The 22981-nt window shown below is 68.7% G+C and carries 26 protein-coding genes; 7 read left to right on the top strand and 19 right to left on the bottom strand.

Annotated features, from left to right (window positions below; genetic code table 11):
- Positions 1-199: 199 nt before the first annotated feature.
- Entirely contained in the window at positions 200-859 is a 660-nt protein-coding gene (gene nucS, locus FPZ12_RS12665; RefSeq protein ID WP_144747240.1) for an endonuclease NucS, read from the bottom strand.
- Between the two features lie 46 nt (positions 860-905).
- On the opposite strand from nucS, the gene FPZ12_RS12660 reads away from it, so the two are divergent.
- Entirely contained in the window at positions 906-1433 is a 528-nt protein-coding gene (locus tag FPZ12_RS12660) for an NUDIX domain-containing protein (RefSeq protein ID WP_424923596.1), read from the top strand.
- Positions 1434-1520: 87 nt separating this feature from the next.
- Here the strand turns inward: FPZ12_RS12660 and FPZ12_RS12655 are convergent, their stop codons facing one another.
- Together FPZ12_RS12655 and FPZ12_RS12650 are read right to left on the bottom strand one after the other, a co-directional pair.
- Positions 1521-2294, bottom strand: coding sequence for an enoyl-CoA hydratase-related protein (locus tag FPZ12_RS12655; RefSeq protein WP_144747242.1), 774 nt, complete (start codon positions 2292-2294; stop codon positions 1521-1523).
- Positions 2295-2303: 9 nt separating this feature from the next.
- On the bottom strand, positions 2304-2930 hold the full coding sequence (locus FPZ12_RS12650) for a hypothetical protein (RefSeq protein WP_144747243.1): 627 nt from the start codon (positions 2928-2930) through the stop codon (positions 2304-2306).
- Positions 2931-2962: 32 nt separating this feature from the next.
- Between FPZ12_RS12650 and FPZ12_RS12645 the strand changes: the two genes are divergently transcribed.
- Positions 2963-3733: an IclR family transcriptional regulator domain-containing protein gene (locus FPZ12_RS12645; RefSeq protein ID WP_144747244.1), complete on the top strand. Its 771-nt coding sequence runs from the start codon at positions 2963-2965 to the stop codon at positions 3731-3733.
- On the opposite strand, the gene FPZ12_RS12640 is transcribed toward FPZ12_RS12645, so the two are convergent.
- The 5 genes from FPZ12_RS12640 to FPZ12_RS12620 form a co-directional block, all read right to left on the bottom strand.
- A complete protein-coding gene (locus tag FPZ12_RS12640) occupies positions 3730-4599 on the bottom strand; it encodes an amidohydrolase family protein (protein WP_144747245.1) in 870 nt (289 codons plus the stop codon). The genes FPZ12_RS12645 and FPZ12_RS12640 overlap by 4 nt on opposite strands.
- A complete protein-coding gene (locus FPZ12_RS12635; protein WP_144747246.1) occupies positions 4599-5393 on the bottom strand; it encodes an SDR family NAD(P)-dependent oxidoreductase in 795 nt (264 codons plus the stop codon). Before FPZ12_RS12635 ends, FPZ12_RS12640 begins: the two co-directional genes overlap by 1 nt.
- Positions 5390-5896 carry a carboxymuconolactone decarboxylase family protein gene (locus tag FPZ12_RS12630; protein ID WP_144747247.1) on the bottom strand — a complete coding sequence of 169 codons (507 nt, stop codon included), beginning with the start codon at positions 5894-5896 and terminating at the stop codon, positions 5390-5392. Before FPZ12_RS12630 ends, FPZ12_RS12635 begins: the two co-directional genes overlap by 4 nt.
- 14 nt (positions 5897-5910) lie before the next feature.
- Positions 5911-7221, bottom strand: a complete 1311-nt coding sequence (gene dctA, locus FPZ12_RS12625) for a C4-dicarboxylate transporter DctA (protein ID WP_144747248.1) — start codon at positions 7219-7221, stop codon at positions 5911-5913.
- Positions 7222-7311: 90 nt separating this feature from the next.
- Entirely contained in the window at positions 7312-7848 is a 537-nt protein-coding gene (locus FPZ12_RS12620; protein ID WP_144747249.1) for a TetR/AcrR family transcriptional regulator, read from the bottom strand.
- Positions 7849-7920: 72 nt separating this feature from the next.
- Between FPZ12_RS12620 and FPZ12_RS12615 the strand changes: the two genes are divergently transcribed.
- Together FPZ12_RS12615 and FPZ12_RS12610 are read left to right on the top strand one after the other, a co-directional pair.
- Entirely contained in the window at positions 7921-8955 is a 1035-nt protein-coding gene (locus tag FPZ12_RS12615; protein WP_144747250.1) for an aldo/keto reductase, read from the top strand.
- 28 nt (positions 8956-8983) lie between these two features.
- Positions 8984-9340, top strand: a complete 357-nt coding sequence (locus tag FPZ12_RS12610; protein WP_144747251.1) for a VOC family protein — start codon at positions 8984-8986, stop codon at positions 9338-9340.
- A 2-nt stretch (positions 9341-9342) separates the two neighbouring features.
- Here FPZ12_RS12610 and FPZ12_RS12605 read toward each other — a convergent pair whose 3' ends face one another.
- The 3 genes from FPZ12_RS12605 to FPZ12_RS46375 all read right to left on the bottom strand — a co-directional run bounded on the left by FPZ12_RS12605 (position 9343) and on the right by FPZ12_RS46375 (position 11662).
- On the bottom strand, positions 9343-9948 hold the full coding sequence (locus tag FPZ12_RS12605) for an FMN reductase (protein WP_144747252.1): 606 nt from the start codon (positions 9946-9948) through the stop codon (positions 9343-9345).
- A gap of 11 nt (positions 9949-9959) precedes the next feature.
- Entirely contained in the window at positions 9960-11054 is a 1095-nt protein-coding gene (locus tag FPZ12_RS12600) for an LLM class flavin-dependent oxidoreductase (RefSeq protein WP_144747253.1), read from the bottom strand.
- A 77-nt stretch (positions 11055-11131) separates the two neighbouring features.
- Positions 11132-11662, bottom strand: a complete 531-nt coding sequence (locus tag FPZ12_RS46375; RefSeq protein WP_144747254.1) for a CGNR zinc finger domain-containing protein — start codon at positions 11660-11662, stop codon at positions 11132-11134.
- Positions 11663-11733: 71 nt separating this feature from the next.
- Here FPZ12_RS46375 and FPZ12_RS12590 point away from each other — a divergent pair, with 71 nt between their 5' ends.
- Entirely contained in the window at positions 11734-12525 is a 792-nt protein-coding gene (locus tag FPZ12_RS12590) for a pyridoxamine 5'-phosphate oxidase family protein (protein WP_144747255.1), read from the top strand.
- On the opposite strand, the gene FPZ12_RS12585 is transcribed toward FPZ12_RS12590, so the two are convergent.
- The gene (locus FPZ12_RS12585; RefSeq protein WP_243769812.1) at positions 12522-14699 is read right to left on the bottom strand and encodes a bifunctional polysaccharide deacetylase/glycosyltransferase family 2 protein; all 2178 of its coding nucleotides are present in this window, start codon (positions 14697-14699) and stop codon (positions 12522-12524) included. The two genes, FPZ12_RS12590 and FPZ12_RS12585, sit on opposite strands and share 4 nt — an antisense overlap.
- Before the next feature lie 15 nt (positions 14700-14714).
- Between FPZ12_RS12585 and FPZ12_RS12580 the strand changes: the two genes are divergently transcribed.
- Positions 14715-15272 (top strand): hypothetical protein, encoded by a 558-nt coding sequence (locus FPZ12_RS12580; protein ID WP_144747257.1) that lies wholly within the window; start codon positions 14715-14717, stop codon positions 15270-15272.
- A gap of 224 nt (positions 15273-15496) precedes the next feature.
- Here FPZ12_RS12580 and FPZ12_RS12575 read toward each other — a convergent pair whose 3' ends face one another.
- The 6 genes from FPZ12_RS12575 to FPZ12_RS12550 form a co-directional block, all read right to left on the bottom strand.
- Complete coding sequence (locus tag FPZ12_RS12575; RefSeq protein ID WP_144747258.1) at positions 15497-16393, bottom strand: hypothetical protein; 897 nt, start codon at positions 16391-16393, stop codon at positions 15497-15499.
- Between the two features lie 102 nt (positions 16394-16495).
- Positions 16496-17248 carry an ectoine/hydroxyectoine ABC transporter ATP-binding protein EhuA gene (gene ehuA, locus FPZ12_RS12570; RefSeq protein ID WP_144747303.1) on the bottom strand — a complete coding sequence of 251 codons (753 nt, stop codon included), beginning with the start codon at positions 17246-17248 and terminating at the stop codon, positions 16496-16498.
- 1 nt (position 17249) lies between these two features.
- Positions 17250-17906 carry an ectoine/hydroxyectoine ABC transporter permease subunit EhuD gene (gene ehuD, locus FPZ12_RS12565; protein ID WP_144747259.1) on the bottom strand — a complete coding sequence of 219 codons (657 nt, stop codon included), beginning with the start codon at positions 17904-17906 and terminating at the stop codon, positions 17250-17252.
- Positions 17906-18622 carry an ectoine/hydroxyectoine ABC transporter permease subunit EhuC gene (ehuC, locus tag FPZ12_RS12560; RefSeq protein WP_144747260.1) on the bottom strand — a complete coding sequence of 239 codons (717 nt, stop codon included), beginning with the start codon at positions 18620-18622 and terminating at the stop codon, positions 17906-17908. The genes ehuD and ehuC overlap by 1 nt, the downstream gene beginning before the upstream one ends.
- A gap of 10 nt (positions 18623-18632) precedes the next feature.
- A complete protein-coding gene (gene ehuB, locus FPZ12_RS12555; protein ID WP_144747261.1) occupies positions 18633-19526 on the bottom strand; it encodes an ectoine/hydroxyectoine ABC transporter substrate-binding protein EhuB in 894 nt (297 codons plus the stop codon).
- A 119-nt stretch (positions 19527-19645) separates the two neighbouring features.
- Complete coding sequence (locus tag FPZ12_RS12550) at positions 19646-21667, bottom strand: protein meaA (RefSeq protein ID WP_144747262.1); 2022 nt, start codon at positions 21665-21667, stop codon at positions 19646-19648.
- Between the two features lie 109 nt (positions 21668-21776).
- Between FPZ12_RS12550 and FPZ12_RS12545 the strand changes: the two genes are divergently transcribed.
- The gene (locus FPZ12_RS12545) at positions 21777-22400 is read left to right on the top strand and encodes a LysE family translocator (RefSeq protein WP_144747263.1); all 624 of its coding nucleotides are present in this window, start codon (positions 21777-21779) and stop codon (positions 22398-22400) included.
- Here the strand turns inward: FPZ12_RS12545 and FPZ12_RS12540 are convergent.
- The gene (locus FPZ12_RS12540) at positions 22397-22972 is read right to left on the bottom strand and encodes a Uma2 family endonuclease (protein ID WP_144747264.1); all 576 of its coding nucleotides are present in this window, start codon (positions 22970-22972) and stop codon (positions 22397-22399) included. The two genes, FPZ12_RS12545 and FPZ12_RS12540, sit on opposite strands and share 4 nt — an antisense overlap.
- Positions 22973-22981: the final 9 nt, after the last annotated feature.

Here is a 22981-nt window from a genome sequence, read left to right as displayed (position 1 = left end):
AACGCCAGGGCAACGGAGAGCCGCGGCGCCGGAACGCCCAGCCACACCGGGCCGCCGAGGAGCCGCGCCACCTGAGAGCCGCGCCGCCGGAAAAGCCGGGCCACCCGAGAACCCGGCCGCCGAGGAACCGAGCCACCGGAGAGCCGGAACGCCGGAGAGCCGAGGAGCCGAGCGACGCCCGGCCACCGGAGTGCGCTCCTCAGAAGAGGCGGAACTCGTCGGATTCGGTGCCGCGGAGCTTGTCATAGTCCAAGGTGAGGCAGCGGATCCCGCGGTCCTCGGCCAGCGTCCTGGCCTGCGGCTTGATCAACTGCGCCGCATAGACCCCTTGCACCGGGGCGAGCAGCGGGTCGCGGTTGAGCAGTTCCAGGTACCGGGTCAGCTGCTCGACCCCGTCGATCTCGCCGCGGCGCTTGATCTCCACGGCCACCGTGCCGCCGTCGGCATCCCGGCAGAGGATGTCGACCGGGCCGATGGCCGTCATGTACTCACGCCGGATCAGGCTGTAGCCCTCGCCGAGTGTGGTGATGTGCTCGGCGAGCAGCTCCTGCAGGTGCGCCTCCACGCCGTCCTTGACCAGGCCGGGCTCGGCGCCGAGCTCGTGCTTCAGCTCCTCGAGGCGTTCCTCGATGCTGATCACGAGCTTCTCGCCTGCCTTGTTCTGCACCGTCCAGATGTCGCCGTCCTCGATGAGCCAGCAGGGCGGGCTCATCCAGTTGAGCGGCTTGTAGGCGCGGTCGTCGGAGTGGATGGACACCGATCCGTCGGCCTTGATGAGCAGCAGCCTGGTGGCCATCGGCAGATGGGCGGTCAGGCGGCCGGCGTAGTCGACCTGGCAGCGAGCGATCACGAGACGCACCCAGCGAGGGTAGAAGATGCTTCGGCACACTGTCGGAGTGGATCCCATTCGACAGCTGAGCTCCCGCGAGGTGTACCGGAACAGCTGGATGACCGTGCGCGAGGACGGCATCCGGCGGCCCGACGGCACCGACGGCATCTACGGAGTCGTCGACAAGCCCGACTACGCGCTCGTGATCCCCCTCGACGGCGATCGCCTGCACCTCGTCGAGCAGTACCGCTACCCGCTGGGGCTGCGCCGCTGGGAGTTCCCGCAGGGCACCGCGCCCGGCCTCGCCGACATGGACGCCACCGAGCTGGCTGCCAGGGAGCTGCGCGAGGAGACCGGCCTCGTCGCCGGCCGGATGACCGACCTCGGCCTGCTCGACGTGGCGCCCGGGATGTCCAGCCAGCGCGGCCGCGTCTTCCTCGCCACCGAACTCACCGCGGGCCCGCACGAGCGCGAGCACGAGGAACAGGACATGCGCACCGGCTGGTTCTCCCGGACCGAGTTCGAGAAGCTGATCACCCGCGCCGAGATCACCGACGCGCAGTCGATCGCCGCCTACACGCTCCTGCTCCTGCACGAACGCTGAGTTCCGCCGCACCGCCGCCGAGCCCAGCCGTCCACTGTGGACGGCCCCAAGATCACCCGGGCGCCACCCAGAACCGAACGAGAACCCTCACCCAGGCCACTCCGGTTTCCGTTTCTCCAGGAACGCGGCCATCCCCTCCTTCGCATCCGCTGTCTGCGACGCGGCCGCCATCACCTCGAGCGCGATGGCGTAGGCGTCGGCCTCCGGGCGGTCCAGCTGGGCATACAACGTCACCTTCCCGAGCCCCTTGCTCGCCCGGCTACCGCGCGTCGCCCTGCCGAGCAGCTCGGCGACCGCCTCGTCGAGCTGCTCGTCCGGCACCACGCGGTTGACCAGACCCCATTCGAGCGCCGTCGCCGCGTCGATCGGGTCGCCCGTCAATGCCAGTTCCATCAGCCGTTTCCGGCCGACCGCCCTGGCGACCGGCACCGCCGGGGTGTGGCAGAACCAGCCGCCTTTGCCGCCGGGCAGCGCGAACCCGGCCGACTCCGCCGCCACCGCCAGATCGCAGGACGCGACGAGCTGGCAGCCGGCGGCCGTCGCGAGCCCGTGCACCCGCGCGATGACCACCTGTGGCACGGACTGGACGAGCTTCATCAGTTCCGTGCACACCTGGAGCAGCTCGCGGGTGCCCGCCAAATCGCGCCCGGCCACGTCGCCGAAGTCGTGCCCCGCCGAGAAAACCGGCCCGGCCCCGGCGAGCACGATGCCCGTCGCGTCCGACTGTCCCGCCTCGCGGAAGGCCGCCACCAGCTCGCGCAGGTGCTCCTCGGACAGGGAGTTGCGCCGTGCGGCGCGGTTCATCGTGATCGTGACGGTGTCGCCGTCGCGTTTGACCAGGATGTGTTCGTACTCGGTCATACCCCGACGCTACGTCCTCGCGGCGGAGTTGTGGAAGCCGAAGATCCGCCGCTCCCTTGCGGTCACCTTTTCCATTACCGCTTCGCGACGGGGTGTGCTAGTGGCTGCGCGGTACGCGGGAAGTTCGAACAACTCCGTGCTGTCGATCTCGTGGAAAGCGAGCAGATCCGGGCCGCTGCCTTGCTTTCTGCGATACCGCCTCGTCCGCCGCCAGCCCGGGATCGCGTGCAGGAGTGGAACGTGTTCCTCCCGGTACCAGGCGTTCAGGCCGGGTTCGTCGGTGGTCGAAAGCGCCACTGACACGATCACGAATGGACCGTTCGTGCGCTCCCCCGCGTCGTCGGTCTGTTCGTACACCCGCCGGTCCAGCACGTCGAGCCGTTCCACGACCAACTGTTCGCGCGGGCTTCGACGCCGCGCTCGCGCGTACTCCGGTCCCTCAAGCGCGGCGAGGTCCAGCTCGTACCAGGCGAGCCAGCCCGGCCGGAGCCCGTCGAGTGCGCGGTACCGGTACCCCGTCCGGATCCCGGGCACCGCCAGCCGCGCGGGGGCGTGCTCGTTGTCGTACCAGTCGTGGAACTCGGCTTCGGGCACCCGGCCGGGCTCGGCCAAGACGAACAGGAGTCCTTCGGTCATCGGGTACGGTTCCCATCGAGAGAGGAGGGGTGGTGTCGAGAGAGGACCCCGACGTCATCGACTCGGTCGAGAAGGCTTTCCGGCTGCTGCAAAGCTTCTCCGCCGAGCGCCCGGCGATGACGGTGAGCGAGGCGGCCACGGCCACCGGCCTCACCCGCGCCACCGCACGCCGGATCCTGCTGACGCTGGAGCGCCTCGGTTTCGCCGACAGCGACGGCCGCCAGTTCCGGCTCACCGCGGGCGTACTCCGGCTCGGCTACGGCTACCTCGCCGCGCTGCCCTTCTGGGAGCACGCCCAGCCGCACATGCGCGCGCTCTCCGACGAGCTCCGCGAAGCCAGTTCGATGGCCACTTTGGACGGTGGCGAAATCGTGTACGTGGCCCGCGTTCCGGCGTCCCGCTCGATGACGATCACTCTCAACGTCGGTTCGCGCCTGCCCGCGTACCCCACTTCGATGGGCCGCGTACTGCTCGCCGCGCTTCCCGCGGCCGAGCTGGACTCCTATTTGGACAGAGCGGAACTGGCCCCGCTCACCGCGCACACCATCACCGACCCCGCCGAGCTTCGCGCCGAGCTGAACCGGGTGCGGGAACAGGGCTTCGCCGTGGTGGACGGCGAGCGCGAGGAGGGCGTGCGCTCCGCCGCCGCGCCGGTGCGCGGTTCCACCGGACGCGTGCTCGCCGCGCTCAACGTCTCGGCCAACGCGGGCCGCGTGACGCTCGAAGAGCTGCGGACCCGCTTCGTGCCGCGCCTGCGCGAAACGGCCGACGCGATCACGAAGGACATCGCGGGCTTGCACTAGAAGCCGAAGCACTCGGCCGGATTGGTGACCAGCAACCGTTCCCGCGCTTCGGCGGTCGGGGCGATCTCGGCCAGCAGATCCACCAGATCCCCGTCGTTGGGCACGAATCCGTGCGTGTTCGGATGCGGGAAGTCCGTGCCCCACACCACCCGATCGGGCGCGTGCGTGGCCAGTTTCCTTGCCAGCGCGGCGGAATCGGCCATCGACGGCGGCCGCGTCGCGAGTCGGTCCGCGCCGCTGAGCTTGATCCACACCGACCCCGTGTCCAGCAGCCGCAGCAAGGCATGGACCGGCGCGCTGTCCAAACCCGCGCGCAGATCCGGCCTGCCCATGTGGTCGATCACGACGGTCACCGGCAGCGAACGCACCAGCTCCTCGTGCTCGGCCGCGCCGTCACCGGCCACGTGCAGGGCCAGATGCCAGTCGTACGGCCGGATCTTGGCCACGATCGCCTGGATGGTCTCCATCGACGGCGCCGGCCCGAGGTGCGGGGTGAAATGCAGCCGCGCGCCGCGCACACCGGCCTCGTGCAGCCGCGCCACCTCCGCGTCCGGCGTGTCCGGCTTGATCAGCGCGACGCCGCGGTACCTGCCCGGGAACCGGCCGAGCGCGTCGTAGAGCGCCGCGTGGTCCGTGGTGTGCACGGCGGACTGCACGATCACCGCCCGCTCGAGCCCGAGGATTCCGTGCAGGCGCTGGAGATCCGCCAGCGGCGCCTCCGGCGGGGTGTACGTCCTGTCCGGCGCGTAAGGGAATTCCGCCGTCGGGCCGAAGATGTGGCAGTGCGCGTCGCAGCTGCCCGGCGGCAGGACGAGCGCGGGCGTCTTCGTGTTCGGGTCTGGGCCCGGGTTGCCGGGTTCGGTCATCAATCGCACCTCGCCGTCATACCACCGTCCACCACGATCTCCGTACCGGTGACGAACCGGGCCTCGTCGGAGGCGAGGAACAACGCCGCGTACGCGGTGTCGCGCCCGTCGCCCATGAACCCCAGCGGAATCCGCGCCTGCCGCTTCGCCAGGAGCGCCGCCACGTCGCCGCCTTCGCGCTGCCCGGCGAGCCGCGCCTCCACCATCGGTGTGTGCAACTGCCCTGGCACCACCGTGTTCACGCGGATCCCGTCCGGCGCGTGCTGCACGGCGATCACCTTGGACAACTGGATGACGCCCGCCTTCGCCGACGCGTAGCCGACTTGCGGCGAGCCGGTGAACCGCGTACCTGACGTGGACGCCGTGTTCACGATCGCGCCGGAACCCTGCTCGCGCATGACCGGGATGACGTGTTTGCAGGTCAGGTAGACGCTGCTCAGGTTGTAGTCGAGCTGCGCGTGCCAGTCCTGCTCACTCAGCTCGACCGGCCCGCCGGGGCGCGAACCGCCGACGTTGTTGACCAGGATGTCCACCCTGCCGAACTCCGCGCGGCAGGCCGCGACCATCGCCTCGACCGCCGCGCTGTCGGTGACGTCGCAGGTGTGGGTGCGCACCGTGCCGCCCTCGTCCTCGATCATCCGCACGGTTTCCGTCAGCGCCGCCGCGTCGCGGTCCACCGCGAAAACGTTTGCGCCCTCGCGCGCGAACAGCACCGCGGCCGCGCGACCATTGCCCCACCCCGGCCCGACACTGCCCGCGCCGGTGATGATCGCGACCTTCCCTTCGAGCCTCACTCCTTGCCGACCTCCAAAGCGACCAGGAACCGGGACACCATGTTGTAGGCGCCGACCGTCACGGTCAGCTCGACCACCTGCTGCTCGTCGAAATGCTCGCCCAGCGCCCCGAACAGCTCGTCGCCGACCGCGATTTCCCTGGTCATGGCGTCGGTGTAGGCCACAGTCGCGCGCTGGCGGGCATCGAGCGCCCCGGTGTCGCCGCCGACGCGCAGCGCGGCGAGCTGGTCCGTGGTCATGCCTTCTTCCTTCGCGACCGGCTCGTGCGCGGACCATTCGTACTCGGCCCCGTTGAGCTCGGCGACCCGCAGGATCGCCAGTTCGCGGATGTCGCCCGGCAACGTCGAATTCCCCCTGATGGCGCCGAGCAGGTTGTTCCACCCGTCGGCGAACGGCGGGCTGTGCAACAGCATGCCGTCCAGCGCGGTCAGCCTGCCGCCGCGGCGCGCGCGGATCCGGTCGGCCACCTCGCTGCCCTCGACCACGTAGTCGAGCCTTGCCATACCACTCTCCCTGTTCAGCTGACCGGGACGCTTTCCGTTGTCCCGGCTGGTTTTTCACCGGCCAGCACACGCCTGGCCCGGTCGAGGTCGAAGACGCCTTCCCAGCGGGAGACGACGATGCTGCCGAGCATCTGCCCGCACAGGCTGACGAGGCCGCGCATGGTGGAGAGGAACCGGTCCACGCCGAGCACGAGCATGATCCCGGCGACCGGCACCACGCCGGTGGTGGACAGGGTCGCGGCGAGGATGACGAACCCGGCGCCGGCCACCCCGGCCGAGCCCTTCGAGGTCACCATGAAGACCGCGAGCAGCCCGATCTGTTGCCACAGCGAGAGATTCACGTCGAAGGCCTGCGCGATGTAGAGCGACGCGAAGCCGAGGTACAGGCACACGCCGTCGCCGTTGAAGGCGTAACCGGACGGCACGACGAGGCCGACGATCTTCTTGGGGCAGCCGAGGTACTCGAGCTTGCGCATCAGCTGCGGCATCACGGCTTCGTAGTTGGCCGTGCCGAGCGTGATCAGCAGCTCGTCCTTGAAGTACCGGTACAGCTTCAGCACGCGGATCCCGCACAACCGCGCGACCACTCCGAAAACGACCACGCAGAAGACGATCCCGGTGGCCCAGAACAGCACCACGATCCCGCCGAGACTGGCCAAAGTGGACGCACCGAACTTGCCGGTGGTGTAGGCCATCGCGCCGAAAGCGCCCAGCGGGGCCAGGTACATGATGAGCTTGACGATGCCGAACAGCACGTCGCTGATCCGCTCGATCCCGCGCACGACCGGCGCGCCGCGTTCGCCCAGCGCCTTGACGGCGATGGCGAACAGCACGGCGACCAGCAGCACCTGCAGCACATTTCCTTCGGTGAAGGAGCTGACCACCGTCTTCGGGATGATGTTGACGAGGAAGTCGTACCAGTGCTGGGATTCGCCGGTCTGCACGTACTGCTGCGCGGTGCCGGAGAGTTTCAGCGAACCCGGGTCCGCGTGGATGCCGCCGCCGGGGCGGAAGAGGTCCATCACGATCAGCCCGATGATCAGCGCGACGGTCGTGAGGACTTCGAAGTAGACCAGCGCCTTGACTCCGACGCGGCCGACGCTGGTCAGCTCCCCGGCCGACGCGATGCCCGTGACGATCGTGCAGAACACGACCGGCGCGATGAGCATCTGGATCAGCGAGATGAACCCGGTACCGATGGGCTGCAGCGCGGCGCCGACGCCGGGCGCGACGAACCCGAGCGCCGCTCCCAGCACGATCGCCACCAGCACGGTGACGTAGAGCTTCGTGGTGAACGCGCTCCGCAGGACTGATCCGGCCGACATCATCGTCTCCGTTTGTTCGACTGACGCACATATGCACGACTGACGAACACACTGTGCCGCGCGAACCCGCGAAGGTCAAGAGGTCTCGGGCTACGACGCGGTGATGGCGATGAGGGCCGCAGCGAAGGGCGCGGGGTCGAGGTCCCCGCGCACGGCGAGCTGCTGGGTGTAGCCGTGACAAAGGGCGACGAATGTCTCAGCGACCCGCGCCGCCTCCGCGGGCGCGTGGCGCGGCAGGAGCGCGACGACCGCCTGGCGCAGGTCCTCGAGTTGGCGCTGGACAAGAGCGGCGAGGGCCGGAGAGACGGCGGCCTCGGCGTAGATCTGCGCGACCAGCCGGGCGTGATCCTCCTCGCGCGCCATGGTGCGGATGTGCTCGAGGAACTCCTTGATCGACGCGGCCGTCAGCTCGGCGGGCAACGCCTGGGTTCCCTGCTCGCAGATGGCGGCGACGATCTCGTCCTTGCTCGTGAAATAGCGGTAGATCGCCCCGACCGACAGCCCGGAGGCCGCTACGAGATCGGTCATGGACGTCCGCGCGAAGCCGTGCGTGGCGAAGCGGGCGCGGGCGGCGTCGATGATCTGCTGACGGCGGGCGTCGAGGTGGGCCTGGCTCACTCTAGGCATAAAGAACGACCATTCGTTTTACGTGGTAACGTCACGACCGTACCCCACGCCCACCTCTTCAGGGAGATTCCTGTGCGCTACCAAGCCTTCGGCAGAAACAGCGGGCTACGGGTCTCGGAGTACGTGCTGGGCACGGCCAACTTCGGCTCGGCCGCGGCGGGCGTCGACGGCGCGAAAGCGATCTTCGAGGCGTTCGTGACGGCGGGCGGGACCACTTTCGACGTCTCGAACATCTACCAGGACGGCGAGGCCGAGACCCTCCTCGGCGAATTCCTCGGCCGCGACCGCGACGACTACGTGGTGATCACCAAGTACACCGGGAGCAGGAGCGCCAAGATCCCTCCCGGCACCACGGGGAACAGCCGCAAGACCATGATCCGCTCCCTGGAGGAGAGCCTGCGGCGGTTGCGGACCGACTACGTCGACGTGTTCATGCCCCATCTCCCCGACGGCGTGACCCCGATGCCGGAGATCCTGGCCGGGCTCGAAGATCTGATCCGGGCGGGCAAGATCCGTTACGGCGCACTGTCGAACTTTCCGGCCTGGCGGGTCGCAGGCGCCGCTGTCCGGTCGGAGCTGAGCGGGCGGGCGTCGCTGGTCGGCATCCAGACCGAGTACAGCCTGGCCGAGCGCTCCGCGGAACGGGAGATCATCCCGATGGCGGCGGCTCACGGGCTGGGCGTGGTTCTCTATTCGCCGCTGGCGGGTGGCCTGCTGACCGGGAAATACCGCCGTGGCGAACAGGGGCGGCTCAGCGCGCGAGCCGGGGTTGTCGGTGAGGGCGCTGAAGCGGTACTCGACGCTGTTGTCGCTGTCGCGGATGAGCTGGGGACGGGGCCGGTCCAGGTCGCGCTGGCGTGGCTGCGCGAGCGCGCCGCACGGGCGGCGACCTCGATGATCCCCATCGTGGGGCCTCGCACCCCGGGCCATTTGGAGGGATATCTCGAAGCCCTCGACGTCGAACTCGAGCCACGCCACTACGAACGGCTGGACGTAGTCAGCGCGATCCGGCCGGGCGCTCCACACGAGAGCGTGGCGGCCGCACTGGCCCACGGCGTCGATGGCGACCACAGCCTGCTCGACGACGTACCCGTCCCTGTGATCTGACCATCGCCCCTTGTCGCCTGGAGTACCTGTGCCCACAGCCAAAATCGCCGCGATCAACCTCGACTGCGCCGACCCGATCGCACTGGCCCGCTTCTGGGCCGCCATCCTCGGCGGCGAGACGGTGGTCGAGACGCCCGGCTTCTGCGCGGTCAACGCCGGAACGCTCCACCTCGGCGCGATCCGTGCCGAGGACCATCGGCCGCCGACCTGGCCAGCGCGGGACCGGCCGCAGCAGATCCACCTTGATCTCACCGTCGAGGACCTCGACACCGCCGAGCAGGAGGCGATCCGGCTCGGCGCCACCAAGGAAGACCACCAGCCCAGCCCGGAACGCTCCCGCGTCCTCCGCGATCCGGCTGGGCACCCGTTCTGCCTTCGAGCCTGACCTCAGCGGCCGAGCAGTTCCTCGAACGACGGGACCGACGCGTAGTCGTCCACGGGGCCGGCACGGTGGGAGCCGAGGATTTTCGCCGCCAGCTCGCCGCCCGCGCGCTCGATCCGGCCTGGCAGCGAATCCTCGCCACTGGCCCAGTCGTCGGTCGCCGCGAAGACGCCCGTCGTGACGACATCGGCGTGCAGGTAGGTGAAAACCGGCCGCAGGTTGTAGTCCAGCGCCAGCGAATGCCGCGCCGTCCCGCCCGTGGCACCGAGCAGCACCGGCATCCCGGTCAGCGCCTCGTTGTCCAGTACGTCCACAAAGGACTTGAACAGGCCCGAGTACGACGTGGTGAACACCGGGGTCACGGCGATCAGCCCGCTCGCGCTCGTCACGGCGTCGAACACCGCGGGCATCTTCCCTGCCGGGAAGCCGGTCAGCATGGTGTTCACGACGTCGTGCGCGATGTCGCGCAGTTCGATGGTCTCGGTCTTCACCGTTGCCCCTCCGGCCTCCAGCGCGGAGACCGCGGCGCCGGTGAGCCGGTCGGCGAGCAGGCGGGTCGACGAGGGCTGGTTCAGCCCCGCCGACAGCGCCACGATGGTGAACTCACTCATGATTTCTCCAGTCAGGAAGCGACGGCTTCGCTCTGCTTGGCGGCGACGCGCTCGGCGTGCGAAGGCGGGTTCGACGGCACGTGCTCGGGCCGGTGCGACTCCATTTCCTTGCGCAGCACCGGAACCACCTCTTCGGCCAGCAGGTCGATCTGCTCCAGCACGGTCTTCAGCGGCAGGCCGGCGTGGTCGATCAGGAACAGCTGACGCTGGTAGTCCCCGACGTCCTCGCGCATCGCCGCGTAGCGCTCGATCACCTGCTGCGGGCTGCCCACCGTCAGCGGCGTGCTGGCGGTGAAGTCCTCCATCGACGGGCCGTGGCCGTATACCGGTGCGTTGTCGAAGTACGGCCGGAACTCGTCCCAGGCGTCCTGCGAGTTCTTGCGCATGAACGCCTGCCCGCCGAGCCCGACGAGGGCCTGGTCGGCCTTGCCGTGTCCGTAGTGCTCGAACCGCTGCCGGTAGAAGTCGACCATCTGCTTCGTGTGCGACATCGGCCAGAAGATGTTGTTGTGGAAGAACCCGTCGCCGTAGTAGGCGGCCTGCTCGGCGATCTCCGGGCTGCGGATCGAGCCGTGCCACACGAACGGCGGCACCCCGTCGAGCGGACGCGGCGTCGAGGTGAAGCCGTGCAGCGGCGTGCGGAACTTGCCCTCCCAGTCGACCACGTCCTCTTCCCAGAGGCGGCGCAGCAGGGCGTAGTTCTCGATCGCGAGCGGGATCCCCTGGCGGATGTCCTGCCCGAACCACGGGTAGACGGGGCCGGTGTTGCCGCGTCCCATCATCAGGTCCATCCGGCCGTTCGAGATCACCTGCAGCATCGCGTAGTCCTCGGCGATCTTCACCGGGTCGTTGGTGGTGATCAGCGTGGTGGACGTGGACAGCACGATGTTCTTCGTCGTGCCTGCCAGGTAGCCGAGCATCGTCGTCGGCGAGGAGGCCACGAACGGCGGGTTGTGGTGCTCACCGGTGGCGAACACGTCGAGCCCGGCTTCGTCCGCGTGCTGGGCGATCTTGAGCATCGAGCGCACGCGTTCGGTGTCGTCCGGGGTCCGCCCGGTGGTCGGATCCGTGGTGACGTCGCTGACGGTGAAGATTCCGAACTGCATGGCCCCTCCTGGTCGGTTGCGGTACTACCCGGCTTAACGTCTCGCGCGGAAGAATATTTCCCGCGAGACATCCGTGGCTAGTGGTGATGACGCTCGTAGTGACGTGCGACACGGGCACGGTTGCCGCAGCCGGCGCAGCACCACTCGCGGCGTGGGTGCTGTTTGACGAAATACCGCACGCAGTTCGGCGCGAGACAGGCCCGGAGCGCGGAGCGCTGCTCTCCGGTGAACAACTCCACAGCGCCCTCCGCCAGCAAGGACAACAGCAGTTCGCCCGGGCGCCCGGCGGAGCGCGGTTCACGGGCCGCGGGCCAGCGGAGCGACGACCACTGCGGGGCCAGCGCACAGCACCGGTTCACCACGTCGGCCGCCGCGTCCGGATCACCCTCCGACGCCCGGCCGGTCACGTCCGCGGCCAGCACGCGCAGGGCATCTCGCAACTCACGCAACTCGTCGAGCCGCAGGCCACGCGGCGTCGGCAACCACTCGCGTACGACCTCCGGCCAGGCGTCGACTCCGCGCAGCCAGGCAAGGGCTTCCTCGCGCGTCGCGAGCGCATCGTGCCCCGCCCGCACCGTGTTCATCAGCTCGACCGGCAACGGTTCCATCCGACCAACCTAATGGATAGAGCTACCTTCAACCATTTGACTCGGCGGACAGGGCGAGGCACAGTTCAAGCATGGGGTTCCACGAAGGCGAGCTGGCCGTACAGCAGCGCGCAAGGGTCCGGACCGAGGCCGGGCGCCTTTCGCGCATGCTCGCGCCGGCCGACCTGAGCGGCGGCATCGGGCGTTTCCTCGGCGGGCGCACCTTCGCGGCGATCACCGCACGCGATCGCGAGGGACGGCTGTGGGTCACCTCGCTGAGTGGCCCGCCCGGATTTCTCGAACCGGTCGGCGAGCGGACGCTGCGGATTCACGCGTCACCCCCAGCGCCGTTGGAGGAGATCGCTCCCGGCCAACCCGTGGGGCTGCTCGTGATCGAGTTCGCCAAGCGACGTCGGGTCCGCGTCAACGGGACGCTCACCGCCGTCGGCGCCGACCTGACCGTCGAAGCCGAGCAGGCCTACGGAAACTGCCCGCAGTACATCCACGAGCACACTCCACAACCATTGCCTGCCAAGGAAACCTCCCGCGGAACCGCGCTCGGCGAACAAGACGTCGCGCTGATCCGCCGGGCGGACACCTTCATCCTCGGCACCACCCACCCCGAACAGGGGAACGACGCGTCCCACCGCGGCGGCCCGGCCGGGTTCGTGTACGTCGAGGACGAGCACACGCTGTGGTGGGGCGACTATCCCGGCAACAACATGTTCAACAGCCTCGGCAACATCGCCGTCGACCCGACGACCGCCTTGCTGTTCCTCGATTTCGAGACCGGCGACGCCCTGCACGTGTCAGGAAAGGCCGCGCTCGAATGGACGGAGCACGGCCGCTTGGTCCGTTTCAGCGTCGAAGCCGTGGCGCGCTAGCGACGCCGTGAGCCGCCACGGACGATCGGCCGCACATCGGCCGGATGCGGCAGCTCGATCGGCTCCGTGACCGCCTCGGAACCCGTTGGCGCGCGTAGTTCACCGATCCCCCGGCGATGAAGTTTCTGCCACGGCAGCCGTACGCCTGCCACCGCCGTGACGACGGATTGCAGCACGACGAGGTACATCAGCTGCCGGTAGACGAACTGCTGCAGCGGCAACGCCAGCAGCGGCAGCACCGGCTCCCGGTCCAGCCGGAACGCGACGAACCCCGGAATGAGCTGCAGCAGCTGGAAAACCACCCAGTAGCCGAGCAGCATCGCGGACTGCCCGGTGAGCAACCCGAACAGCACCGCCAGGTCCACGAACGGCGCCAGCACCGGCAGGAACACCTGGAACAACAACAGGTATGGGAGCCCTCGGCGGCCGAGTCGCCCGCCCTGCCCCGGTTCCAGCACCGACCGGCGGTGCTTCCACGCCGCCTGCAAGGTCCCGTAGCACCAGCGGTACCGCTGGTGCCACAACTGCCCGAGCGTGGCAGGCGCCTCGGTCCACGCGATCGCCCGCGGCTGGTACAGCACACGCCACCCGTCGCGTTGCAGCGCCATCGTCAGGTCGGTGTCCTCGGCGAGGGTGTCCACCGGGACACCACCGCACCGCAGCACCGCCGACCGGCGGAACGCGCCGACCGCGCCGGGCACCGTCGGCATGCACTCGAACACGTCGTACATGCGGCGGTCCAGGTTGAAGCCGATCACGTACTCGATGTGCTGCCACAGGCCCAGCAATCCACCGCGGTTGGCGACCTTGGCGTTGCCGGACACCGCACCCACGCGCTCGTCCACGAAGGGCCTGATCAGCGTGCGCACCGCCCGTTCGTCCAGCACCGTGTCCCCGTCGACGAGCACGACCAGCTCGGTGCGGGCCGCGGCGAGCCCGGTGTTCAGCGCGGCCGCCTTGCCCGCGTTGCGTTGCCGGATCAGGCGGACCTGCGCGGACCCGAGCCCGGACACGACGCCGGCCGTGCCATCCGTCGAACCGTCGTCGACGACGATCACCTCGACCTGGTGCGTCGACGCCAGCACCGACCGGATGGTCGCCTCGATCCCGGCCTCCTCGTTGTACGCGGGCACGATCACGGTCACCGGAGCACGTCCCGGCCCGCGCTCGCGCGGCGCCCGGCGCAGGTGCACCAAACTCGCGACGAGCACCAGGAACGCCCGCGCGAACGCCAGCACGCCGGCCGCGATCATCAGCACGGTCAGCAGGTCCTCGGCGAAACCGCCCAGGTGGACGGCGAACACGAAGAGCAGGCCGGCGAGCTTCGCCCGCAGATCCGCCGGGGTGTCCGCGGAGGTCATCCCAGCCGACCGGCTCACCGTGTCGAACGTCCAGCCCTCGGCCCGAAGCTGGGGAATCAGCCGTTCCAGCGCGGCGACGGTCTGCGAACGATCCCCGCCCGCATCGTGGAAAAGCACCACCGCGCCCCGGTTGTCCCTGGGCGTCGCGTTCGCGACGATCCGGTCCGCACCCGGCTGCCGCCAGTCCCCGGAGTCGAGATCGGACAGCACGACGATCTTGCCCTCGGCGCCGATGCGCCGGATCGCCTGCCACTCGGCGTCGTCGACGCTCGACGGTGTCGCCGCGTAGGGCGGCCGGACCAGTGACGGGACCACCCCGGCCGCGTCGGCGAGCGCGAGGTCGGTGGCCTGCAGCTCGAGGTTCTGCCGCAACGCGCTCGCGTCCCGCAGGTCGGTGTGACTCGCGGTGTGGTTGCCGATCTCGTGCCCTGCCGCGAGCACCTGCCGCACAAGCTCGGGGTGTTGCGCGGCCCGCGCCCCGGTCTCGAAGAACGTGGCGTGCACCTGATACCGCGCGAGCACGGCCAGCACCGCGGGCGTCCATTCCGGGTCGGGGCCGTCGTCGAAGGTGAGCGCGATCGTCCTTTCCCCGGGCCGCGACGAGACGGGCTCAGCGCCGTGCGCGTCGACCAGCGAACCGCCGGCGCGCACCGTGGTGGGCACATCCGTGGCGGTTCCCGGCGCGGCCGTCTCGTCCCCGTTGAATTCCCCGAGGAAAACGGCGTTCAGTGCGAGCAGGAACGCCGCGAAAGCGAGGATCGAACACAACAGCAGCCAATGCGCCTTGGGCGGGGCGACTTTGCGGTGCTTCATCAGGGATGACGCCCCGTGGACGCCTTGCCCGGTGGCACCGCCGGCGCGTGCGTGTTGCGGCTCTCGGAACTCGCGGTGCCGGCGGGGGCACTCGCCGCGGCCGGTGCCGGGGTCACGACGACACTGGATTCATCGTGTGGCGCGGGCGTTGCCCTTTCCGTTGTCACGGCTGAAGTGGACGCACTCCTGGTCGTCGGGGCGGCAGCCGTCGACGAGGCCTTTGGTGGTGCTTCCGGCGCGCGGACGGCGGGCAACGGCAACAGCGCCGACGACGGAATGGGCGCGCCGAACAAAGCGGCCACGAGCGCGACGACGTACACACCGACCACTGCGCAGACGCCGATGGCGAACCGCCGGAACAGTTTCCGGCGCCGTCCCGAAGGGTCGTCGAAAACGGGGCTCACCGATCCCGGTTCCACGGTGTCGGCATCGTCGAGATCGGTGTGGCTCATCATCCTCCCAATCCGGGGGGACAGCCTAAGCGACGAACAGTGGATCAGGAACAGCGCATTCCAGGTCGGAAATTCCGCAACCGAATTCCGAATTCGTCGGTTTCCGCCAACAGCTCGCTAGTGTTTCGTGACCCTGTCCGGTTTACGTTGCCGTGTTTGCCCCTGCGGTCGGTGAGTTTGCCCGCTGCGTCACTGATTTTGCCGGTCCGGTCGCTGAGTTTGCCCACGGCGGCAGCGGTCGGCCAACTCGGCCACGCCCCGAGCCAACTCGGCGACGCCAGGGGCCAACTCGGCGCCCTGGCGGGCAAACACACCCGCGCGTCAAGACCACAAGATCACGAGACACTAGTGATGGGGCGCACGCCCGGTAGGCCGCTCGGCGAGGATTTTCATGCTCTGCGGCCCCTCGATGAGCAGCACGGTGGGAACCAGGTCGCCGCTGGTGTCGGGCGAAGTGCGCACCCAGTCCTCGATTTCGCCCACCCAGCCGGAATCGGCACCGGCCACGTAAATGTGGTCCGGGCTGATCAGCCCCACGATCACCTTTTCCGAGCCGACGCGCGCGGCGGTGTTCTCGTAGAAGTCGTCCAGCATGATCGCGGACCCGGCGCACAGGTTGCCGTCGCCGCGCTCCAGCGCGACGAGGTTTCCCTTCTTCTCATCGGGATGCACCTTGAAGACGAGCCCGCGCTTGAGGTTGTCGCAGGCTTCGCCGACCAGCTCCAGGAGTTCGTCCTCGCTCATCTGCTCGAACCTGGCGCGCAGCAAGTGGGACATGCCGACCCGGCCGCCGGCACCGACGGTCGTCTTGGCGAACCCCAGGTACAGCCGGCCCGACACCAGCGGCAGGGAGGCGTAGAGCTTCAACGGGCCGTCGTAGGTGTGGAGAATCGGCAGCCATTCCCCGTCTTGCTCGGCCTCGACGGCTGTGTCCGCGCTGCGCTGCAACACGTCGCGCGCGGAATCGAAGGCTTCGTCCCGGGCAGTACCCTCGGGCCGCGTGAACTGATGGGTGTGCTCGGCGTGCGGGAACATCCCGGCCAGGAAGACCCGGTCCATCCGCGAGGGCTGCCAGGTGCTGTGCACCCTGGTGATGTCGGAGGCCTGGATCTCCCGCCCTTCCTGAGCCAGCCGCCACGCCTGCCGGACGGCGTCGTCGGCACCGGGAAGCGTTTCGGCGCGAAGCAGATCGTCGTCGCTGCCGTTCACCTGGAAGGTGACGACATTCTTGTCCACAGCCATGTCCACAGCGCGGTGACGTTACGCGAACCCGCTCTCCTCAGGCCGATACGCGCGGCGGCACGGACTTCCTGTTCGGCACCGCCGGTACGGAGCCGGTACGGCCTACGCCCTGTCCAGCACGGCGTGCAGGAACGACCGGGTGCGCTCGTGGTCCGGGTCGGTGAACAGCTTTTCCGGCGGCGCCTGCTCGACGATCTGCCCCTGGTCGAACATCATCACCCGGTCCGAGACGTCACGCGCGAACTGCATTTCGTGCGTCACGCACAGGAAAGTGATGTCCGTGGTGGAGGCGATCTCCTTCAGCACCCGGAGCACCCCGGCCACCAGCTCCGGGTCGAGCGCGGAGGTCACCTCGTCCAGCAGCAGCACCTCCGGCCGCATCGCCAGCGCCCGCGCGATCGCCACCCGCTGCTGCTGCCCGCCGGAGAGCTGGCTGGGGTGCGCCTTCGTCTTGTCGCTCAACCCCACCATGTCCAGCAGGTCCACCGCGCGCGCCTCGGCCTCCCCTTTGGACAGTCCGAGCGCGCGGATCGGCGCCTCCGTCACGTTCTGCAGCACGTTCATGTTGGGGAACAGGTTGAACTGCTGGAAGACCATGCCGATCCGCTTGCGCATCTTCCGCAGGTGCTTCTCGTCCGCGACACCCTTTTCCGTATGCGTCAGGCATTCCCCGTCGACGTAGATGCGGCCGCCGTCCACGCGTTCCAGCGTCATCAGCAGCCGCAGGATCGTCGTCTTGCCCGAACCGCTCGGCCCGATCAGCGTGACGAACTCGCCGGGAGCCACCGTCAGATCCAGCTCGCGCAGCACCACATGGTCGCCGAACTTCTTCACGACGCCGTCGAAGGCGATCATCTCAGAGCGTTCCGACACGGCGTTCCAACCTTCTCACGAGAATCGACGCGGGATAACTGATCAGCAGGAACATGATGCCGGCCAGGGTGTACGGCTCGATCACCCGGAACGTCTCGGCGCCCTGCTCCTTGGCGCGGTTGAGCACGTCCAGCACACCGATCGCCAGCAGCAGCGGGGTTTCCTTGAACATGGAGATCATGTAGTTGCCCAGCGCGGGCAGCACCCTGGGCACCGCCTGCGGCAGGATGATCCCGGTCCACACCCGCGTGCGCGGCAGGCTCAGGGCCGTCGCGGCCTCCCACTGTCCTTTCGGGACGGCATCGATCCCGGCCCGGTACACCTCGGAAGTGTAAGTGGCGTAATGGATGCCGAGCGCGATCACGCCGGTGAGGAACGCCGAGGGCTGGATCCCGAGCGCGGGCCAGAGCAGGTAGAAGATCACGAAGACCTGGATCAGCAGCGGGGTGCTGCGCACCAGTTCGATGAACAGGTACACCACCTGCGAGAGCACCGGGATCCGCGAGCGGCGCAGCAGCGCGAGCACCAGGCCCAGCACGTACGCCACCACCGAACCCAGCACGGTCAGCTCCACCGTGACGAGCAAACCCTCCAGCAGCAAGGGAATCGAGTCGGCGGCGTTCTGCCAGTCCCAATCCATCACGACACCTCCGACGTCCGTGGCATCCGGGTGCGCCACTTGCGCCGCGGCGCGGGAGCGCGGCCGAGCCGCCGGGCGGCGAGGCGTTCGAGCGTGCGCATGACCACCGTGATGATCACCGCGAGCACCAGGTAGCAGACGAGCTCCACGCCGTAGATGAACACCAGGTCGCTGCCGAACACCGGCCGCAGCAGCTCGCCCTTCTCGGTGATCTCACCGGCGGAGATGAAGTACAGCAGCGCCGTGCTCTTCAGCAGCTGGATGAACAGGTTGTTGAACGGCGGGTACATCTCGACCAGCGCCTGCGGCAGCAGCACCCGGAACATCCGCTGCGCCGGGGAAAGCGAGAGCGCGAGCGCGCCCTCCCGCTGCGCGCGCGGCACGGACTGCACCGCGCCGCGCACCACCTCGGCGCCGTACGCCCCGTGGTTGAGGCCCAGCACCAGAATCCCGGCGAACAGCGGGATGAGCTTCAGCCCCACCAGCGCGGGAAGCACGAAGTAGAGCCAGAACAGCTGCACCACTTCGGAGGTACCCCGGAAACCCTCGACGTAGACCCGGCTGACGAACCGCACCGTCCGCGAATGGGAGAGCATCGCCAGCCCCGCCACGAACGACAGCACGATGGTCAGCAGGATCCCGCCGAGCGTCGCCGAGATCGTCGCGCCCAGTCCACTGAGGATGGACGAAAGGATCGTGGAATGAGCGTCCGACATGTCGCCCCGATCAGGCGGCACACAACTTGTCGGTGGTCACGTCCGCGGCAGGCAGGTTGCTCTCACCGAACCCGAACTTCTGCACGATCTGCAACCATTGCCCGTTGCCGTGCAAGGTTTTCAGCTGCTGGTTGAAGGCGTCCCGCAGCGAGGTGTCGTCCTTGCGGAAGACGAACCCGCCCGCCGAGACCACCGGCTGGCCGTTCTCGGTCGGGGTGAAGCCCGGGGTCACCTCGACGCCTGCGTCCGCGTTCTGCTGCGCCAGGTACTTCAGCGAAATGTCGGTCAGCGCGGCGCAGTAGACCCGGCCGGTGGTGACCGCGCGCAGCATGTTGTCCTGGGTGTCGAGGGTTTCGATCTGGTCCTCGGCGACCCCGGCGCCGGTCGCGTAGCCCTTCTCCACCGCGGCGGAGAGCACCGCGACCTTGAGCTTCTTCGACGCCACGTCCTGGAAGTTCTTGGCGCCCTGCGGATTTCCCTTCGGCACCAGCAAAGCCGTGAGCGCCGAGTAGTCCGGGTCGGAGAACAGCGCGGCCTTGCAGCGCGTCGCGGTGATGTTCATGCCCGCGGCGACCACGTCGAACTGCTTGGCGTTGAGCGCCGGGATGAGCTGGTCGAACGGCACGACACTGGCCTGCACGCCGTCGATGCCCAGCGCCTTGAACACCGCGCGCGCCACTTCGGGCGCTTCACCGGTGGTGTTCCCGGAAGAATCCGCGAACCCGTAAGGCGCCTCGTTCGCGATTCCGATCTTGATCGTCTTGGCGTTCTTGGCCGCCGTGAGCGTGTCACCGCTACTGGTGCTCTGACACGCCGCCAGCAGCGTGGGCCCGCCGATCGCGATCGCCCCCACCGCCGCCGAACGCCTGAAGAAATCCCGCCGCGACCACTGACCCTGTGCCATTGCAGCACCCCGTTCCGCTCGGTTTGCTTACCGAACGTAGGCGCCGCCACCCGGACGGGTCAAAAGGCGTTACCGGAAAGAGATCGACAGCGCGTAGGGCTTGTTCGCACTAAAAGTAATCATTCCTGGGCCAGCCCCTGGGTTTCCCGGATGACCGTGACAATTTCATCCATGATCTCGGTCAGTTCGTAATCTTTTGGCGTGAAGACCCGCGCGACGCCACGATCCGTCAGCACCTTGGCGTCGTCGGGCGGGATGATCCCGCCGACGATCACCGGGATGTCCCCGGCGCCCGCCGCGCGCAGCCTGTCCACCACCTCCGGCACCACTTCCAGATGCGAGCCGGACAGCACGGACAGCCCGACCACGTGCACGCCCTCCTGCACCGCGGCCGCCGCGATCTGGTCCGGGGTCAGCCGGATGCCCTGGTAGACCACCTCGAACCCGACGTCGCGGGCCCGCACCGCCACCTGTTCGGCACCGTTGGAATGCCCGTCAAGGCCCGGTTTCCCGACCAGGATGCGCAACCGCTCGCCGAGCTCCTGACCGGCCGCGCGCACCCGGTCGCGGACCCGGGAAAGCTCCGCGGCCTCGCCGCCCATCGAGGCGGCCGAAACACCGGTGGGCGCCCGGTACTCGCCGAAGGTGTCCCGCAACGCCTGCGACCACTCCCCCGTGGTGACGCCCGCGCGGGCGCATTTCAGCGTTGCCTCGAACAGGTTTTCCGTGGTCTTGGCGACCTCGCGCAGCTCGGCCAGCGACGCCTCCACGGCCGCGTTGTCGCGCTGCTGCCGCCACTCTTCAAGCGCCGCAACGGCTTCCTTCTCCACCGCCGCGTCGACCGTCTCGATCGCCTTGGCGCCTTCGGCCTGCAGCGGGCTGGGCTCGGTGGTCTCGAACTTGTTGACCCCGACGATGACCCGCTCGCCGGACTCCACCCCGCGCCGGTATTCCGCGAGCGAGGAGACCAGCTGTGACTTCATGTAACCGCTTTCCACCGCGGCCACCGCGCCACCCAGCTCCTGCACCCGCGCGATCTCCTCGCGCGCCCCTTCGGCGATTTCGTCCACTTTGGACTCGATCACGTGCGAGCCCGCGAAGATGTCCTCGTACTCCAGCAGATCGGTCTCGAACGCCAGCACCTGCTGCATCCGCAACGCCCACTGCTGATCCCACGGCCGCGGCAGGCCAAGGGCTTCGTTCCACGCCGGCAACTGGATCGCGCGGGCGCGCGCGTCCCGCGAAAGCGAGACGGCGAGCATTTCCAGCACGATGCGTTGGACATTGTTCTCTGGCTGCGCCTCCGTCAGGCCGAGTGAGTTGACCTGAACCCCGTAACGCAGCCGGCGCGCCTTCGGGTTCTCCACGCCGTAACGCTCGCGCGTGATCTCGTCCCACAGCTTCGTGAACGCGCGCATTTTGCACAGCTCTTCGACGAACCGCACCCCGGCGTTGACGAAGAACGAGATCCGGCCGACGACCTTGCCCATGTCGGCCAGCTCGATCTGGCCCGAGTCGCGGATGGCGTCCAGCACCGCGATGGCCGTGGACAACGCGTACGCGACCTCCTGCGTCGGCGTCGCGCCCGCCTCCTGCAGGTGGTAGCTGCAGATGTTGATCGGGTTCCACTTCGGCACGTGGTGCACCGTCCAGGCGATCACGTCGGTGATCAGCCGGAGGCTCGGCGCCGGCGGGAAGATGTACGTCCCGCGGGAGAGGTACTCCTTGATGATGTCGTTCTGCGTGGTGCCGGTGAGCTTCGCGAGCACCTCGTCCACGTCGCGGCCCTGCTCGCGCGCCTGCTCCTCGGCGACGGTGACGTACAGCGCCAGCAACCACATGGCGGGCGCGTTGATCGTCATCGAGGTGTTGGCCTCGGCCAGCGGGATGCCGTCGAAGAGACGGCGCATGTCGCCGATGTGCGCGATCGGCACGCCCACCTTGCCCACCTCGCCCTTGGCCAGCGGGTGGTCGGCGTCGTAGCCGGTCTGGGTCGGCAGGTCGAAGGCGACCGACAGGCCGGTCTGCCCCTTCGCGAGGTTGCGGCGGTAGAGCTCGTTCGACGCCGCGGCGGAGGAATGCCCGGCGTAGGTGCGCATGACCCAGGGGCGGTCCCGCTCGCGATCCGTGGGGTAGGGCACGGTGCACCTCCATGTGTATCGAGCCCTTAGCGTACTTGCCGGTAACTTGGTCCGCAGCAGCGGAGAAATCACACGACTCCGGCGAGCTCCACCGGTACGCTCGACAGGCGTGACTTGGAGTTCTTACGGCACCTACCTGGTTTTTGTCGTGCTGGTCGTGCTGGCACCCGGGCCCGACACCGCGGTCACCCTGAAGAACACGCTTTCCGGCGGGTTCCGCGGCGGGCTGATGGCGATCTCCGGCATCTTCGTCGGGAACATGCTGCAGGGCACGGCGGTGGCGCTCGGGCTCGGCGCGCTCATCACGAAGTCCCAGCCGGTGTTCCTGACGCTGCGCTGGGCCGGCGTCGTGTACCTGTGCTACCTCGGCGTGCAGGCGTTGCGCAGCGCGATGCGGGGTGACTACGACGCGCTCGACACGAAAGGCTCCCGGGCGAGCAGCTTCCGGCGCTGGCGTGAAGGCTTCCTCTCGAACGTCACCAACCCGAAGGTGATCGCGCTGTTCCTGTCCGTGCTGCCGCTGTTCCTCGTGCCGGGGCAGACGAACACGTGGGACGCGCTGCTGCTCGCGTACACCGTCGGCGTGCTGGGCGCGGCCTGGCTGCTCGTGCTGTTGTTCCTGGCGCACCGGGTGCGGGGCTGGCTACAGCGCCGGAAGGTGCGCCGCACGCTGGACGGCGTCACCGGCGGCGCGCTGATCGGCTTCGGGATCGCACTGGCGACGGAGGGTTAGAGCAGCCCGGCGAAGTCGACCGACAGCGCGAAGGGATCGGTCACCGTCATCTCGGCGGTGTGCACGCCGGCCGAGGAATACGTCCCGGTGGTCGGGTCGAGGCGGTAGCGGAACATCGTCAGCCCGGCCGTCGTGTCGTCCGCGTTCTCCAGCCGCCAGAAGTGCTTGATCCCGGCGCGGGCGTACTCGGCGGGCTTGTCGATCTGGTCCGCTGTCACCGAACCCGGCGACATCACCTCCACGACGAGCAGGCAGTGGTCGGGGCGGAGGATTTCGTCGGCGTCGAGCGAGGCGTCGTAGACCACGAGATCCGGGCGGCGGTTCAGGAGCGGGACATCACGGAGCCGGAGATCGACATCGAACTCGACCGCGACATCAGGCTCGCAGGCCTGCTCCAGAACGTACGAAAACCGCCGGATTAGTTTCTGGTGCGGACGGCGAGGCGCCGGGTTCACGACAATCGCTCCATCAACGATCTCGATGTTCCGGCACAGTTCCTCCGGCAACACCTCGTACTCGGCTGCGGACAGCCCTTCGGGTGGGAGGACCATCCAGTCGGGCAGCACCGTCATCAGAACCCC

The sequence above is a fragment of the Amycolatopsis acidicola genome (assembly GCF_007713735.2).
Taxonomy (GTDB): Bacteria; Actinomycetota; Actinomycetes; order Mycobacteriales; family Pseudonocardiaceae; genus Amycolatopsis_E; species Amycolatopsis_E acidicola.
The sequence above is the reverse complement of the archived record's forward strand: the minus strand, read 5'-3'. Positions and strand labels throughout refer to the sequence as shown.

Coding starts and splice junctions, on each gene's coding strand:
- FPZ12_RS12620 (WP_144747249.1), bottom strand. CDS start 7,848: ATGCCTAGAGTGAGCCAGGCCCACCTCGACGCCCGCCGTCAGCAGATC.
- FPZ12_RS12650 (WP_144747243.1), bottom strand. CDS start 2,930: ATGACCGAAGGACTCCTGTTCGTCTTGGCCGAGCCCGGCCGGGTGCCC.
- ehuC (WP_144747260.1), bottom strand. CDS start 18,622: ATGTCGGACGCTCATTCCACGATCCTTTCGTCCATCCTCAGTGGACTG.
- FPZ12_RS12655 (WP_144747242.1), bottom strand. CDS start 2,294: ATGACCGAGTACGAACACATCCTGGTCAAACGCGACGGCGACACCGTC.
- FPZ12_RS46375 (WP_144747254.1), bottom strand. CDS start 11,662: ATGGAACCGTTGCCGGTCGAGCTGATGAACACGGTGCGGGCGGGGCAC.
- FPZ12_RS12540 (WP_144747264.1), bottom strand. CDS start 22,972: ATGACGGTGCTGCCCGACTGGATGGTCCTCCCACCCGAAGGGCTGTCC.
- ehuA (WP_144747303.1), bottom strand. CDS start 17,248: ATGATCGCCTTCGACGGCGTCGTGAAGAAGTTCGGCGACCATGTGGTG.
- FPZ12_RS12600 (WP_144747253.1), bottom strand. CDS start 11,054: ATGCAGTTCGGAATCTTCACCGTCAGCGACGTCACCACGGATCCGACC.
- ehuD (WP_144747259.1), bottom strand. CDS start 17,906: ATGGATTGGGACTGGCAGAACGCCGCCGACTCGATTCCCTTGCTGCTG.
- ehuB (WP_144747261.1), bottom strand. CDS start 19,526: ATGGCACAGGGTCAGTGGTCGCGGCGGGATTTCTTCAGGCGTTCGGCG.
- FPZ12_RS12630 (WP_144747247.1), bottom strand. CDS start 5,896: ATGGCAAGGCTCGACTACGTGGTCGAGGGCAGCGAGGTGGCCGACCGG.
- FPZ12_RS12605 (WP_144747252.1), bottom strand. CDS start 9,948: ATGAGTGAGTTCACCATCGTGGCGCTGTCGGCGGGGCTGAACCAGCCC.
- dctA (WP_144747248.1), bottom strand. CDS start 7,221: ATGTCGGCCGGATCAGTCCTGCGGAGCGCGTTCACCACGAAGCTCTAC.
- FPZ12_RS12590 (WP_144747255.1), top strand. CDS start 11,734: ATGGGGTTCCACGAAGGCGAGCTGGCCGTACAGCAGCGCGCAAGGGTC.
- FPZ12_RS12585 (WP_243769812.1), bottom strand. CDS start 14,699: ATGAAGCACCGCAAAGTCGCCCCGCCCAAGGCGCATTGGCTGCTGTTG.
- FPZ12_RS12575 (WP_144747258.1), bottom strand. CDS start 16,393: ATGGCTGTGGACAAGAATGTCGTCACCTTCCAGGTGAACGGCAGCGAC.
- FPZ12_RS12640 (WP_144747245.1), bottom strand. CDS start 4,599: ATGACCGAACCCGGCAACCCGGGCCCAGACCCGAACACGAAGACGCCC.